The organism is Bradyrhizobium sp. 157 (genome assembly GCF_023073815.1).
Taxonomy (GTDB): domain Bacteria; phylum Pseudomonadota; class Alphaproteobacteria; order Rhizobiales; family Xanthobacteraceae; genus Bradyrhizobium.
In genome coordinates this window covers 1-14,423 of sequence record NZ_JADPKF010000048.1, presented here as the reverse complement: position 1 = coordinate 14,423, position 14,423 = coordinate 1, and the positions used below count along the sequence as shown (strand labels likewise).

The 14,423-nt window shown below is 63.6% G+C and carries 15 protein-coding genes; 8 read left to right on the top strand and 7 right to left on the bottom strand.

Annotated elements, in window-relative coordinates; genetic code table 11:
- The first annotated feature begins 45 nt into the window (after positions 1–45).
- The 4 genes from IVA95_RS10540 to IVA95_RS10525 are packed head-to-tail and all read left to right on the top strand — an operon-like array spanning position 46 to position 3,332.
- Complete coding sequence (locus IVA95_RS10540) at positions 46–912, top strand: branched-chain amino acid ABC transporter permease (RefSeq protein WP_247510411.1); 867 nt, start codon at positions 46–48, stop codon at positions 910–912.
- Positions 909–1,874, top strand: coding sequence for a branched-chain amino acid ABC transporter permease (locus IVA95_RS10535; RefSeq protein WP_247510410.1), 966 nt, complete (start codon positions 909–911; stop codon positions 1,872–1,874). Before IVA95_RS10540 ends, IVA95_RS10535 begins: the two co-directional genes overlap by 4 nt.
- On the top strand, positions 1,871–2,605 hold the full coding sequence (locus tag IVA95_RS10530) for an ABC transporter ATP-binding protein (protein WP_247510409.1): 735 nt from the start codon (positions 1,871–1,873) through the stop codon (positions 2,603–2,605). Before IVA95_RS10535 ends, IVA95_RS10530 begins: the two co-directional genes overlap by 4 nt.
- Positions 2,595–3,332, top strand: a complete 738-nt coding sequence (locus IVA95_RS10525) for an ABC transporter ATP-binding protein (protein WP_247510408.1) — start codon at positions 2,595–2,597, stop codon at positions 3,330–3,332. The genes IVA95_RS10530 and IVA95_RS10525 overlap by 11 nt, the downstream gene beginning before the upstream one ends.
- Positions 3,333–3,356: 24 nt before the next feature.
- Here IVA95_RS10525 and IVA95_RS10520 read toward each other — a convergent pair whose 3' ends face one another.
- The 7 genes from IVA95_RS10520 to IVA95_RS10490 all read right to left on the bottom strand — a co-directional run bounded on the left by IVA95_RS10520 (position 3,357) and on the right by IVA95_RS10490 (position 9,514).
- Positions 3,357–3,584, bottom strand: a complete 228-nt coding sequence (locus IVA95_RS10520) for a hypothetical protein (protein WP_213247024.1) — start codon at positions 3,582–3,584, stop codon at positions 3,357–3,359.
- 229 nt (positions 3,585–3,813) lie between these two features.
- Positions 3,814–4,392, bottom strand: a complete 579-nt coding sequence (locus tag IVA95_RS10515; RefSeq protein ID WP_247510407.1) for a hypothetical protein — start codon at positions 4,390–4,392, stop codon at positions 3,814–3,816.
- Between the two features lie 216 nt (positions 4,393–4,608).
- Complete coding sequence (locus IVA95_RS10510) at positions 4,609–6,039, bottom strand: homospermidine synthase (RefSeq protein WP_247510406.1); 1,431 nt, start codon at positions 6,037–6,039, stop codon at positions 4,609–4,611.
- A 41-nt stretch (positions 6,040–6,080) separates the two neighbouring features.
- Positions 6,081–6,470, bottom strand: a complete 390-nt coding sequence (locus IVA95_RS10505) for a RidA family protein (RefSeq protein ID WP_247510405.1) — start codon at positions 6,468–6,470, stop codon at positions 6,081–6,083.
- A gap of 258 nt (positions 6,471–6,728) precedes the next feature.
- Positions 6,729–7,334, bottom strand: a complete 606-nt coding sequence (locus IVA95_RS10500) for an N-acetyltransferase (RefSeq protein WP_247510404.1) — start codon at positions 7,332–7,334, stop codon at positions 6,729–6,731.
- Between the two features lie 123 nt (positions 7,335–7,457).
- Positions 7,458–8,600, bottom strand: a complete 1,143-nt coding sequence (locus IVA95_RS10495) for a type III PLP-dependent enzyme (protein ID WP_247510403.1) — start codon at positions 8,598–8,600, stop codon at positions 7,458–7,460.
- Between the two features lie 653 nt (positions 8,601–9,253).
- Positions 9,254–9,514: a hypothetical protein gene (locus tag IVA95_RS10490; RefSeq protein ID WP_247510402.1), complete on the bottom strand. Its 261-nt coding sequence runs from the start codon at positions 9,512–9,514 to the stop codon at positions 9,254–9,256.
- A gap of 175 nt (positions 9,515–9,689) precedes the next feature.
- Between IVA95_RS10490 and IVA95_RS10485 the strand changes: the two genes are divergently transcribed.
- The 4 genes from IVA95_RS10485 to IVA95_RS10470 all read left to right on the top strand — a co-directional run bounded on the left by IVA95_RS10485 (position 9,690) and on the right by IVA95_RS10470 (position 14,185).
- Complete coding sequence (locus IVA95_RS10485) at positions 9,690–11,780, top strand: M3 family metallopeptidase (RefSeq protein ID WP_247510401.1); 2,091 nt, start codon at positions 9,690–9,692, stop codon at positions 11,778–11,780.
- A gap of 109 nt (positions 11,781–11,889) precedes the next feature.
- On the top strand, positions 11,890–12,543 hold the full coding sequence (locus tag IVA95_RS10480) for a DUF1007 family protein (RefSeq protein ID WP_247510400.1): 654 nt from the start codon (positions 11,890–11,892) through the stop codon (positions 12,541–12,543).
- A 5-nt stretch (positions 12,544–12,548) separates the two neighbouring features.
- Positions 12,549–13,586: a nickel/cobalt transporter gene (locus IVA95_RS10475; protein ID WP_247510495.1), complete on the top strand. Its 1,038-nt coding sequence runs from the start codon at positions 12,549–12,551 to the stop codon at positions 13,584–13,586.
- A gap of 161 nt (positions 13,587–13,747) precedes the next feature.
- Entirely contained in the window at positions 13,748–14,185 is a 438-nt protein-coding gene (locus IVA95_RS10470) for a thioesterase family protein (RefSeq protein ID WP_247510399.1), read from the top strand.
- Positions 14,186–14,423 lie beyond the last annotated feature (238 nt).

Genomic DNA, 14,423 nt, shown 5'->3' with positions numbered 1-14,423 from the left:
GGCTTTTCCGGCTCGGAGCCAAGGGGGGATCTGAATTTGTTTTCGATGGACCTGCTGCTTGGCGCAGTGGTGCTCGGGGTGCTGCTCGGCTGCTTCTATGCAGCCGTCAGCGTCGGCTTGTCCGTCTCGTTCGGACTGCTCGATGTTCCCCATGTCGCGCATCCGGCCTTCCTGGTGCTGGCCTCCTACGGCGTGTACCAGCTCAACGAGAGCTACGAAATCGATCCATTGCTGGCGGGACTCGCGCTTACGCCGCTGTTCTTTCTGTTCGGCCTGCTGGCCTACCGCGTCTATTACGAAACCTTCGAGCGGCGCGGCAGTGATGCGGCCGTCCGCGGCATCGCCTTCTTCTTCGGCATCGCCTTCATCATCGAGGTGTTGATCATCCTGCAATTCGGCGTCGACCAGCGCTCGGTTTCTGCGACCTATATCGGCAAGTCGTGGCGGTTCGGCGAGTTTCGCATACCCATTCGGCAGCTTGTAGCGTTCGCAGTGGCGCTGGCACTGACGGTGCTGCTTGCCGTATATCTGTCGAAAACCTTCATGGGCCGTGCGATCCGCGCGGTTGCGCAGGACGAGGAAGCGCTGCGGCTGATGGGCGCCAATCCGGTCCGCATCAAGCAATTTGCCTTCGGCATCGCCACCGCTGTGCTCGGCATCGCCGGTGCGCTCCTGATCATCGTGGCGCCGGTCGAGCCGACGCTCGATCGCGCCTATATCGGACGGACCTTCTGCGTCGTCGTCATGGCCGGGCTCGGCAGCATCAGCGGCACGCTGATCGCCGCCATAATCCTTGGCGTCGCCGAATCCATCGTGCTGACGTTGTTCGGCGCCTCCTGGGCGCCGGCGATCTCGTTCGCAATGCTGCTCGGCGTGCTCGCCGTCCGGCCGCAAGGTCTGCTCGGCCGATGAACAAGCGCAGCCACAGCATCGCATTCTGGACCGCCGTCGCCGTCTTCCTGGTCGCCGTGTTGGCGATGACGCAGATCGTCCGCAACGAGTATCCGTTCTTTGCCGGCTACGTCATCCTGCAGTTCATCGCGCTTGCGGTTGCCTGGAGCATCCTCGGCGGCTACGCCGGTTACGTCAATTTCGGCACCAACGCCTTTTTTGGCGTCGGCGTCTACACGGCGGTAGCGCTGTTCAAGGCGACGGGCGCGCCGCTCGTGGTGCAGATCGCCGCCGCTGCCGTCGTCGGCATGACGCTCGGCTTTGGCGTTGGTCTCCTCACCTTGCGGATGCGCGGCATCTTCTTCTCGATCGCGACGATTGCGCTTGCCATCATCATCGAGACTTTTGTGATGAACTGGCGGTTCGTCGGCGGCGCGGCCGGCATCCAGATCCAGCGGCCGCCGGTGATGGCGCCGTTCGACAGCTACGTGAAGATGCTGTTTTTCGTGCAGGCCGTCCTCGCCGTGATCGCTATCGCAATCGCGCGCTACATCCAGAATTCCCGGATCGGCCGCGGCCTGCAGGCGCTCAGAGACGACGAGCTCGCGGCCGAATGCACGGGCGTGCCGACCTTGAAGCTGAAACTGATCGCCTGCATGATCTCGGGCGCGCTGATTTCCGCGGCCGGCGCGCCCGCCGCAATGTACCTGCAATATGCCGATCCATCCTCGGCGTTCAACCTGAGCTACTCGGTTTCCGCGCTCGCGATGGCTTTGATTGGCGGCACCGCGCACTGGATCGGCCCGGTGCTCGGCGCCATCCTGCTCGGCTCGACGCAGCAGCTTCTCGCCGTGACCATATCCTCTGAGGTCAACGTGCTGGTGCTCGGCATCATGCTGGTGCTGTTCGTGGTCGGCGCGCCGAAGGGCATCATTGGGCTGTTGCGGCCGCGCTATCGTCTGCGCGCGGGGGGCAAGCAATGAATACAGCAGCCGCCGATGCACCCCTGCTGCAAGTGGGAACTCTGACAAAGACCTTCGGCGGCTTCACCGCGCTCGACAATATCAGCGTCGACATCAGGAGGGGCGAACGGTTCGGCCTGATCGGACCGAACGGCTCGGGCAAGACCACGCTGATCAACTGCATCTCCGGCGCGTTGAAGCCGCAGGTCGGCAGCGTAGTGTTCTGCGGCGAGGACATCACGCAATTGCCGCCGCACTTACGCGCGCGCCGCGGCATCGCCCGCAGCTTCCAGATTCCGCGGCCGTTCAGGAGCATGACCGTGCTGGAAAACCTCATGGTCGGGCTCGACTTCGCTTCGGTCGATTCGCGCTTGCCGGAGGAAGACGTCGCGATGTCGATCCTGACGCGGATGGGACTCGCCTCGAAGGCGGCGGCGCCAAGCAATACGCTCAGCCAGGTGGAGCTGCGCAAGATGGAGCTCGCCCGCGCGATGGCGGTGCGTCCGAAGCTTTTGATTTCGGACGAGGCGATGGCCGGGCTGTCGTCTTCCGAGGTCGACGAGGTGCTGGATCTCCTCATCAGCCTTGGCGAGGAAGACATCACCATCATCATGATCGAGCACATCATGCAGGCGGTGATGCGCTTCTCGGAACGGGTGATGTGTCTCGACGCCGGAAAGATCATCGCGCTCGGCTCGCCCAGCGAGGTGATGGCCAACAAGCGGGTGCAGGAGGCCTATCTTGGCACTTAGCCTTGCCATCGAAGGCCTCGATGCTGGCTACGGCGCCGTCAAGGCGCTGCGCGGCGTCACGCTGCATGTCGAGGCCGGCGAGACGGTGGCCTTGCTCGGCACCAACGGCAACGGCAAGAGCACGCTGATGAAGTGCGTCATGGGCCTGGTGCGCCCGGACAGCGGCCGGCTTGCGCTCTCGATCGACGGCGTGGCGCATGACCTGACAAAGCTCTCGCCCGAGGCGATCGTCGATCTCGGCGTGGCGCTGGTGCCGGAGGGGCGGCGGCTGTTTCCCAAGCTGACGGTGACGGAAAACCTGATGCTCGGCGCGTTCAGGAGAATGGCCCGCAGCGCCATCCAGCAGAATCTCGCGCTCGTCTTCGACACGTTTCCGGTGCTGAAGGAGCGGCGCAGCCAACTCGCCGGCACCATGTCCGGCGGGCAGCAGCAGATGCTGGCGATTGCGCGCGCGCTGATGTCGTCGCCGCGGCTGCTCCTGATCGATGAGCCGTCCGTCGGGCTGTCGCCGCTGTTGGTGTCGCAGACCATCGCCAAGATCGGCGAGCTCAAGCAGCGCGTCGGGTTGACGGTGCTGATGGCGGAGCAGAATTTCAACCAGGCGATCCGGATCGCCGACCGCGGCTACATCATCGTCCACGGCGAGATCGCGGTAGCTGCGCAGTCGGTCGATGAATTGAAGGCCAATGATATCGTCAAGCGGCTCTATCTCGGCGGCGTTGCGTGACGCCGCCGCGCCATAGCCCTACGATTATTGTGCTCCCCTGAGCGTGCAGGCGGTCGAGCAGGTCGTCATGACGCCACGCTCGCAGGCGATGCACACCGCGACGCACTGCTTTTTGTCCTTGGGATTGTACTGGCTGTAAAGCTTGCGTGCGCAATTGTCGATCGAGCCCGTCACGTCAGCATTGCTGCTGCTCTCGGGCGTGCACGACGCCAGTGCCGCTGCCGACAGCACGATGGCAATGATGCTGCGCATGTTGCTCGCTCCACCGAGGGAGCCGTCGCTCAAACAGCTTGGCGACGGCCGAGGCCCTCGCAGAAATCATCCCCTCAGGATGGCGCGATTGAGTTAAGCGAATGTTACGAGGCGCTGGTTCCGTGGCCACTTTTACCCGCCGCATGTGACTGCACACGGCGATGTGCAGCGCAGCAAAGAAAGCCGCTGAGCCGCTTGCACCTTCATGCGGCTGCTCTCGTCGGGCCCGCTACTTCTTCAGGTTCATGAACGGTTCGAACGCCTCCTTGCCCGAACCGAAACGCTCGTAGATCGACGCGGATTTGCTCATCAGCTCGTAGGCCTGGTCCTGGTCCGCGCCGGCGCGATCATTCTGGAAAGTCGACACGAACAGGATCGCCATCAGGTAGTTTCCGAAAGCAGCCTGCTCCGCTGCGAACAGATTCTTGAGGCGCGCATCGCGGGAAAAGAACTCGGACAGCGTCTTCTTGATGCCGTCGTCCTGGGCCGACAGCGATTGCAGAGACCACATCGCCGTCCCCAATGTCATGACGCGAAGGAATTTCGACTTGTCCGCGTTGCAATCGTATTTGGTGCAGGCGACCTTGATCGTGACACTGTCGCGTTCTTTCGGCGCAAGACCGGGGCCGAATTTGCCCATCATGAATCCGACGCGCAAGCCGTCACTGGCCATGCCGTCGTCGGCGCTGGAATAATTCTCGAGAATTCGCCGGATATGCGCCGTGTTGCCGGATGCCATGTAAGCGCCGATCAGCAAGTCATTGTCGGCCGGCGTGGAGGACGGTGTTACGGCGTCCAGCGGCGGCATCCGCGCCGCCCGCAGTCTGTCCGACAGGCCGGAAAGACTGTTGGCGGCGGCAAACTTCTGCGCCTCGTCGGGCAGGCCCGCCCTGTAGAGGCTGATGACATCTCGCGCTCCTGCGGAGAACTCCTGAACAGTCCGCCGAGGAAGCCGATGATGGTGTTGGGATCGGCCCGCCCGCTTGCGGCCGTTTGCCGGAGCTGCGCCAGCGTGCCGGCGCGGTTACCGCACCAGCACGTTCCTGAACTGCCAGGGATCCGAGGTGTCGATGTCTTCCGGAAACAGGCCGGGCCGATCCGTGAGCGGGGTCCAATCGGTGTAGTAGCCCTTTACCGGGCCGAGATAGGGCATCTGGATTTCGAGGCAGCGGCGGAAATCCATTTCGTCGGCCTCAACGATCCCGGCGGTGGGATTCTCCAGCGCCCACACCATACCGGCCAGCACCGCCGAGGACACCTGCATGCCGGTCGCGTTCTGGTAAGGCGCGACGAGGCGGGTCTCCTCGATCGAGAGTTGCGAGCCGTACCAATAGGCGTTCTTGTCGTGGCCGTAGATGAGCACGCCGAGCTCGTCGATGCCATCGACGACCTCGTGCTCGTCCAGAATGTGCCAGCTCGGCTGCATCTTGCCGGTCGCGCCGAAAATCTCGTGCAACGACAACACGGCGTCGTTGGCTGGGTGGTAGGCGTAGTGGCAGGTCGGGCGATAGATCACCTCGCTGCCATCGCGTAGCGTGAAATAGTCCGCAATCGAGATCGACTCGTTGTGGGTGACGAGGAAGCCGTATTGCGGCCCCGGCGTCGGGCACCATGAACGCACGCGGGTGTTGGCGCCCGGCTGCAGCAGATAGATCGCCGCACCGCAGCCTTCGGTGTGCTGGCGGCCGTTCTCCGGTATCCATTTCTCATGGGTGCCCCAGCCGAGCTCGGCCGGCTGCATGCCTTCGGACACGAACCCTTCCACCGACCAGGTGTTGACGAACACGTTCATCGGCTTCGGATTCCTGGAGCGCTGGGTGTCGCGCTCGGCGATGTGGATGCCTTTGACGCCGAGCTTCTGCGCGAGCTGACCCCAACCCTCGCGGCTCTTCGGCTCGTTGAAGGGCGTGTTGGTATCGCGAGCGATATCGAGCAGCGCCTGCTTGACGAACCAGGATACCATGCCGGGATTGGCACCGCAGGTGGAGACGGCGGTGGTGCCGCCCGGGCTCTTGTGCTTGGCGGCGAGCAAGGTCTCGCGCAGGGCGTAGTTGGAGCGCTTTTCGGGACCGATGTTCTTGTCGAAATAGAAACCCGCCCAGGGCTCCACCACGGTATCGATGTAGAGCGCGCCGATCTCCCGGCACATGGTCATGATGTCGACCGAGGAGGTGTCGACGGAGAGATTGACGCAGAATCCCTGGCCGCCGCCTTCGGTGAGCAGCGGGATCAGGAATTCGCGATAATTGTCGCGGGTCACGGCTTGCTTGATGAAGCGCACGCCGTGTTTCTTGGCGAGCTCGCCATCCTCATGCGGATCGATGATGACGAAGCGCGACTTGTCATAGTCGAAATGGCGCTCGATCAAGGGCAGCGTGCCCTTGCCGATCGAACCGAAGCCGATCATCACGATGGGGCCAGTGACTTTCGCGTGAATTTTTGCGAGTGCGTTCATCAGTTGGTCTCCGGAAACAGAAATTCGTGGGAATGGAGGGATCAGGCGGCGCGGCGCTTGGCGGTCACTTCGATCTCGATCTTCATCTCGGGCTTATAGAGCCCGGCGACGACGAGCAGGGTTGTGGCCGGACGGATCTCGCCAAAAACTTCGCCGCAGACCGCAAAGAAGGCATCCGCATCGGCGATGTCGGTGATGTAGTAGGTGGCGCGGACGATATCGGCCATCGCAAAGCCGCCTTCCTTGAGCGCCGCCTCGATGTTGCCAAAGCAGTTGCGGGCCTGGCTCGTGATATCGGCCGGAATCACCATGGTCTTGTAGTCGTAGCCGGTGGTGCCGGCGACAAAGGCGAAATCGCCGTCGATGACGGCGCGGCTGTAGCCGGCGGTCTTCTCGAACGGCGAGCCGGTGGAAATCAGGCGGCGGGGCATCGGAACCTCGGTCTTGGGAACGATCCTGGGGAATGATCCGGCGGCGGGATGGGCGCGGTTTAAGGGCTTTTCCCCGGCGCGCGCAACCCCTGGCGACGTCACCGGGAATGCCGGGTGAGGTCGGAGGCCGGCGGCGCGCCGGCGCTCCAGCGACGCACGAGAATGTCCCTGACGATCATGACCGGGATCATGACCAGGAGGACGGTCGTGACGGCGCTGCGCCAGCGCGGGCGCACGGGGAGGCTCGCCGGCATGGCCTTAGGCCACGCGCGACAGGAGCAAGGCCTTCGCCTTCCTGGCCCGCACAGCCTTTGTTTTCGGCAAACGTGCGCCGGTCGGAACGATCATGCCCCAGGCGCCGTCAAGCGCGTTTTCGCAAAGCTCGAGGCCGAGCAGGCGGTCGCGCTCGAAAGCACCCGGCAGCGACAGCTCGCCGGTCTTCGCGGCCGAGAAGCCGAAGCGGGCGTAGTACGGCGCATCGCCGAGCAGGAGCACCGCGCGATGGCCACGCGCCTTCGCCGCCGCGAGCGCGTGGTCCATCAGCGCAGCCCCGACCCCGAGCTGCCGGGAGGAAGCCTCCACCGCCAGCGGGCCGAGCATGAGCGCCGGGATGCCCCCGGCGCTGACGTGCCACAACCGCAACGTACCGACCAGCCGGCCCTTGCTCACAGCCGAAAGGCTGAGGCCTTCGGCGGGCGCGCGTCCGTCGCGCAGGCGCTGGCAGGTGCGCATATGGCGGTTGTCGCCAAAGCAGGCATCCAGCAGCGCTTCGCGCGCGATGACGTCCGAGGCCCGCTCCGCGCGGATCGCGAACGGAGCGGCTTTCGGGATGAGGGCAGTGGTGGTTTTCCGCAAAGCAGCCATGGCACGTCAGTCCCCGCTCGCAACGGCGATTAAGCCGCGCAAAGCGTTGTCATTGATTGGCAATGTCAGGGAAGGGAGCCGGCGCACCGGCTCCCAACTAATCGGACCTCGAAGCGAGGCAGCTCAGATGTGGTAAGTCCTGAGCGGCGGGATGCCGTTGAACGCCACCGACGAGTAGGTCGACGTGTACGCCCCGGTGCCTTCGATCAGCAGCTTGTCGCCGATCTCGAGCGTCACCGGAAGCGGATACGGCATCTTCTCGTACAGCACGTCGGCGCTATCGCAGGTGGGTCCTGCGAGCACGCACGGCGTCATCTCCGCGCCGTCATGCGGCGTGCGGATGGCGTAACGGATCGACTCGTCCATCGTCTCGGCGAGACCGCCGAACTTGCCGATGTCGAGATACACCCAGCGCACCTCGTCCTCGTCGCTCTTCCTGGAGATCAGGACGACTTCGGTCTCGATCACGCCGGCGTTGCCGACCATGCCGCGACCCGGCTCGATGATGGTCTCCGGGATCTGGTTGCCAAAGTGCTTGCGCAGCGCACGGAAGATCGACCGGCCGTACTGCACGACCGGAGGAACGTCCTTCAGGTACCTGGTCGGGAAACCGCCGCCCATGTTGACCATGGACAGATTGATCCCGCGCTCCGCGCAGTCCCGGAACACCGTCGAGGCCATCGCCAACGCGCGGTCCCATGCCTTCACCTTGCGCTGCTGCGAGCCGACATGGAACGAGATGCCGACCGGCTCCAGCCCCAGGCGCTTGGCGAGATCGAGCACCTCGACCGCCATCTCCGGGTCACAGCCGAACTTCCGCGACAGCGGCCACTCGGCGCCTGCGCAGTCATAGAGAATGCGGCAGAACACTTTTGCGCCGGGAGCGGCCCGCGCGATCTTCTCGACTTCGGCGGCGCAGTCGACCGCGAACAGGCGAATGCCGAGCGCAAAGGCGCGCGCGATGTCGCGCTCCTTCTTGATCGTGTTGCCATAGGAGATGCGGTCCGGCGTCGCACCCGCAGCCATCGCCATTTCGATTTCGGCGACGGTCGCGGTGTCGAAGCAGGAGCCCATAGAGGCCAGCAGCGACAGCACTTCGGGCGCAGGATTGGCCTTCACCGCGTAGAACACGCGGCTGTCGGGCAGCGCCTTGGCAAAAGTCTGGTAGTTGTCGCGCACGACTTCGAGGTCGACGACGAGGCACGGCTCGGTGTCCTGGCCCTCGCTGCGGCGGTTACGCAGGAATTCCTGAATACGTTCGGTCATAGCACCCTCCAAACGGCCCAGCGACGGGTCACGTTCAAATTTGATCTCGGACGTGAGTGCTTTGGCGTTGTCGCACGATGGAGACGCGACGAAGCCTCGAACTCAAGAACCGAATTGTGCTGCCGTGGATTGGTTGGGAATTTTCCCGCCCGCACACCTGGCAATGAAGGACAAGCCTTTTCAGTAGCCCGCGCCGGCGGTGGAATGCCGGTAGAGACCAAAAAAGCCCGATCCGTCGTTGCTTTAAGTCGCGTCCCCCGTTGAGAGCGGGGTGCGCCGGTTCGCCTCCGGCTGCCAGTCACGGTTGCAAGGAGTGGTGAGACCTTCAACGGCATCCCTGGAGAGAGATGCTGGCCGCCTGTTAAGCGACCCTCGGTTCTTCCATCCCTTGGCGGCTGTCCGGCCTCTTGTCCGGATACCTACCGACTGACACACGACCACAGGCACGTGCGAAATTGGGCAAGGCTGGAAATAAGACTTTTGATTCTGGTTCGCAAGAATTTTTTTAGGCTGGGGACAAATTTCCCCGACGTGTGCTTACGAAATCGTTCGCGGCGCGCACGGCTCACGACAAACATGAATGGAAGTTAAGATTTCTCAGGCGGGCGATGAACGCTTTAGCGCCTGTGCCGCAGCGCTTTCTTGAATGCGCGTCAGGCGCGCTTGAAGAACGGCTCGATGCGCTGCGCGGTGCGGATGAACGCCACCATGATCAGCACGCCGATGCCGAACAGCACAGCCTGGAGAATGTGCGCGCTGGTGTCGTCGAGGCCGAACAGGATCGCGAGCGCCCAGCCGCCGGCAAACGCCGCGCCGAACACTTCCGCGCCGATCAGGATCGCTGCCGAGATGACGGTGATGACGGTCGGCCAGGCGATCGTGCGGGAGGAGGTGGAGGCGGGCTGTGGGCTCATGAAAAAGGTCCTGTTCAAGGGGCGCAATCTCTCCGAAAAGGCCCCATCTATCAAGCGCAAAAGGCCCAAAAATGCCGCATCGCGTGCTATAGATTGCCGCATCTTCTGGAGCGTTTTCGAGCGAAATCGGTACCGGTTTCAGCTTTAAGAAAACGAGGCAAAAACGGGAATTGTGATGTCGGAAACCCTGCAGACGGCGGCCCGTTCGGAAGCTGGCGAAAACCCACTGCTCCGGCCGTGGCAGACGCCGTTCGAGACACCGCCCTTCAGCGAGATCCAGCCGGAACACTTCCTGCCCGCCTTCGAGCAGGCCTTTGCTGATCATGCCGCCGAGATCGCGGCGATCACCCATGATCCCTCAGTGCCGGACTTCGCCAACACCATCACGGCGCTGGAGCGCTCGGGCAAGCTGCTCGCGAAGGTCTCTGCCGTGTTCTACGACTTGGTCTCGGCGCACTCCAATCCGGCGATTCTCGAGATCGACAAGGAAGTCTCCTTGCGGATGGCGCGGCACTGGAACCCGATCATGATGAACGCGGTGCTGTTCGGCCGCATCGCGCTGCTGCACGAGAACCGCGCCACGCTCGGCCTGACCGGCGAGCAGATGCGGCTCCTGGAGCGCACCTACACCAATTTCTACCGCGCCGGCGCGGGCCTCGACGAGACTGCCAAGAAGCGCCGTGCCGAGATCAACGAGCGGCTGGCCCAGCTCGGCACCGCGTTCAGCCACCATCTGCTCGGCGACGAGCAGGACTGGTTCATGGAGCTCGGCGAGGATGACCGCGACGGCCTTCCGGAGGCCTTTATCGCTGCGGCCAAGGCCGCCGCTGAAGAGCGCGACATGGCGGGCAAGGCGATCGTGACACTGTCGCGCTCCTCGGTCGAGCCGTTCCTGAAGAGCTCCTCCCGCCGCGACCTGCGCGAGAAAGTCTTCAAGGCCTTCACCGCGCGAGGCGACAATGGCAACGCCAACGACAACAACGCCACCATCGTCGAGATCCTCGCGCTCCGCGAGGAGGCCGCCAAGATCATGGGCTTTCCGACCTACGCCGCCTACCGGCTGGAGGATTCCATGGCCAAGACGCCGGAGGCGGTGCGCAGCCTCCTGGAGCGGGTCTGGAAGCCGGCCCGGGAGCGGGCGCTCGCCGACCGCGACGCCCTGCAGGCGCTGATCGCGGAGGAGGGCGGCAACTTCGCGCTGGCGCCGTGGGATTGGCGCTACTACGCCGAAAAGCTGCGGCAGCGGCGGGCCGATTTCGACGATGCAGCCATAAAGCCCTATCTGGTGCTCGACCACATGATCGAGGCCGCCTTCGACTGCGCCACCCGCCTGTTCGGGATCACCTTCTCGGAGCGCAAGGACATCCCGGTCTGGCATCCGGATGTCCGGGTCTGGGAGGTCAAGGACGCGGCCGGCAAGCACAAGGCGCTGTTCTATGGCGATTACTTCGCCAGGCCCTCAAAGCGCTCCGGCGCCTGGATGACCTCGCTGCGCGACCAGCAGAAGCTCGACGTCGAGGTCGCGCCGCTGATTATCAATGTCTGCAACTTCGCCAAGGGCGCCGACGGCCAGCCGTCGCTGCTGTCGCCGGACGACGCGCGCACCCTGTTCCACGAGTTCGGCCACGGCCTGCACGGCATGCTGTCGAATGTGACTTATCCCTCGCTGTCGGGGACATCCGTGTTCACCGACTTTGTCGAGTTGCCCTCGCAGCTCTACGAGCACTGGCAGGAGCAGCCGCAGGTGCTGCGGCAGTTCGCCAAGCACTACCAGACCGGCGAGCCGCTGCCGGACGACCTGCTGCAGCGCTTCCTCGCCGCGCGAAAATTCAACCAGGGCTTTGCCACCGTGGAGTTCGTCTCCTCGGCGCTGATCGATCTCGAATTCCATACCCAGCCGGCCGCCGCCAGCCGCGACGTAGCTGCGTTCGAAAAGGCGGAGCTGGAGAAGATCGGCATGCCCGCCGAAATCGCGCTGCGGCACCGGCCGACCCAATTCGGCCACATCTTCTCCGGCGATCATTACGCATCGGGCTACTACAGTTACATGTGGTCGGAAGTGATGGACGCCGACGCCTTCGGCGCGTTCGAGGAGGCCGGCGACATCTTCGATCCCGCGGTGGCCAAACGCCTGCACGACGACATCTATTCGTCGGGCGGCTCGCGGGACCCCGAGGACGCCTATGTCGCCTTCCGCGGCCGCGAGCCGGATGCCGACGCGCTGTTGCGCCGTCGCGGCCTGCTCGAAGCAACGCCGGCGGCCTGATTAGCCGGCGCCGCTTTGACGAGTCGTCGCTGCGACGCAAGACCTAACCCTGATGTTCGTTGTGAAGGAAAAGCCTTTGCCACATTGCCAAAATGAGACAGCACAGCATATGGGTCCTCGCTTTCGCGGGCGCGTGATTCGTGTATTGTTCGGCTTGATTGTCGCGTTGTCGCTCGGCACGCCTGCGGCCGAGGCCCACCCCCATGTCTGGATCACCGCCAGGAGCGAGGTGGTCTACGCGCCTGACGGCGCGATGACAGGTGTGCGCCACGCATGGACGTTCGATGACATGTTCTCGACATACGCACTGCAGGGTGTCGCGACCAAGACCAAGGGCGTCTACACCCGCGAGGAACTGGCGCCGCTGGCGCAGACCAATGTCGAGTCGCTGAAGGACTTCGCCTATTTCACCTTCGCCAAAGCCGACGGCAAGAAGGCGAAATTCAACGAGCCGGTCGACTATTACCTCGAATACAAGGACAGCGCGCTGACGCTGCATTTCGTGCTGCCGCTGAAGGCGCCGGCGACATCGAAGCAGTTGGCGCTGGAAGTATTCGATCCCTCTTACTTCATCGACTTCAAGTTCGACGACAAGGACCCGATCAAGCTGATCGGTGCGCCCGCCGCCTGCCAGATGCAATTCCAGCGGCCGAACGACGAGACCGCCAACACCCAGCGCCTGAACGAGCAGAATTTCATGAACGGCGACAATTCCAACTATGGCGCGATGTTCGCCAACAAGATCATGGTGAACTGCCCGTGAGGCGGATGCTCCCCCCAAGCTTCGCGCGAGGTATCGCAATCACGGCCGCGGCGATCGCGGCCGTTGTGGTTTTCGATGCTGCCTTGCATGCGCTGATGGCGCAGAATCCGTTCGGCGGTCCGCGGCCCGCCGCCGAGCCGCAGGTCGGCGGTGTGATCGGATGGATTTTGGCCAAGCAATCCGAATTCTACCGCGAAATGTCGGCCACCATTCGCGCGGCGAAATCGGACGGCAGCGCGGTCTGGACGCTGCTTGGGATCTCATTTGCGTATGGCGTCTTCCACGCTGCCGGCCCCGGCCATGGTAAGGCGGTGATCTCGTCCTACCTCGTCGCCAACGAGGAGACCGCGCGGCGCGGCATTGTGCTGTCGTTCGCCTCGGCGTTCTTGCAGGCGCTGGTGGCGGTGGCGATTGTGGCCGTCTTCGCCTGGCTGCTGTCTTCCACCGCCAAGACGATGTGCAGCGCGGAGAAGGCGATCGAGATCGTCAGCTACGCCCTGATCGCGGCTTTGGGCGCCCGGCTGGTCTGGACCAAGGGCGGCGGTTTTATGCGCGCGCTGCAGGCGAAGCCGGAGCTGGCGATGGCATCGGCCACGGCCCATCATCACGACCATGGACATGACCATGATCACGGCCATGCCCATGTTCATGATGAGCATTGCGGCCATTCGCACGGGCCCACGCCGGATCAGCTCGCTGGTCCCGGCGGCTGGCGGCGCGGCTTGGGGACGATCTTTGCCGTGGGCATGCGGCCCTGCTCGGGTGCCATTCTGGTGCTGGTATTCTCGCTGGCGCAGGGCCTGTTCCTGGCCGGCATCGCCGCGACTTTTGTGATGGGGCTCGGTACCGCGATCACGGTGGCAACCATTGCCGTGATTGCCGTATCGGCGAAAGGTCTGGCAAAACGGCTGAGCGCCGGGCGCGAGGGCGGCGGTGCGCTGATCATGCGCGGCATCGAATTCGGCGCCGCCGGCCTGGTACTGCTGTTCGGCCTCGGCTTGTTGTTCGGCTACCTCGCCGCCGAACGCGCGACGTGTTTGTAAGCCGGAGCCGTAGCCCGGGTGGAGCCAACGGGTCGCGCGAACGCGCGCCCGATGACAGGCTCCGCGCAACCCGGGGCCGCAGAGCGCGCGGGGCCAACGATTCCCGGATTGCGCTACGCTCCGTCCGGGCTAACGGAAAATCGAACACGCCGGGAATTCCCATGTCACGCGAGCAATTCTGGTTCTTTCACCCGTTCCGGGTGCGCTACTCCGAGATCGACGGCCAGGGCGTCGTCTTCAACGCGCATTACCTGACCTATTTCGATACCACCGTCACCGAATATTTTCGCGCGCTAGGCTTCGATCAATACGCCGACGCCAAGCAATCCGGTGTCGATTTTCACGTCGTCAAGTCCGTCATCGAATACAAGGCGCCGGTCCGGTTCGACTGGGAGCTCGACGTCGGTGCGCGCGTAGCGCGGATCGGCAATTCGAGCTTGACCTTCGAGCTTGCGATTTTCCTTAAAGGTGGCGGTGACGCGCTCGTGACGGGAGAGATCGTCTGGGTCAACACCGATCAGAAAACCCATCGCCCAGCCCCGATATCAAAGGAAATCCGAGAGCTGATCGCGACGCGGGAGCGGCATCTGGCGGCGTGAGCTTCGCCTTTGCCGTGCCCACCATCGATCGTCGAGCGCGCTGCTTAATGGTGGGCACGCTTGCGCTTTGCCCACCCGACGGATGCTGATTTGCCGCGCGTGCAAGTGCAATTTCGGGCAGCGGCCTGCGACAAGGTAACACGACGGGCAAATCACTTCTGATTTTCAGAAATCGCGTCAAGCCCAGGAATCAAAAATATTCCGCTTAACTTCGAGAGCAAATCATCTGCATAACTCC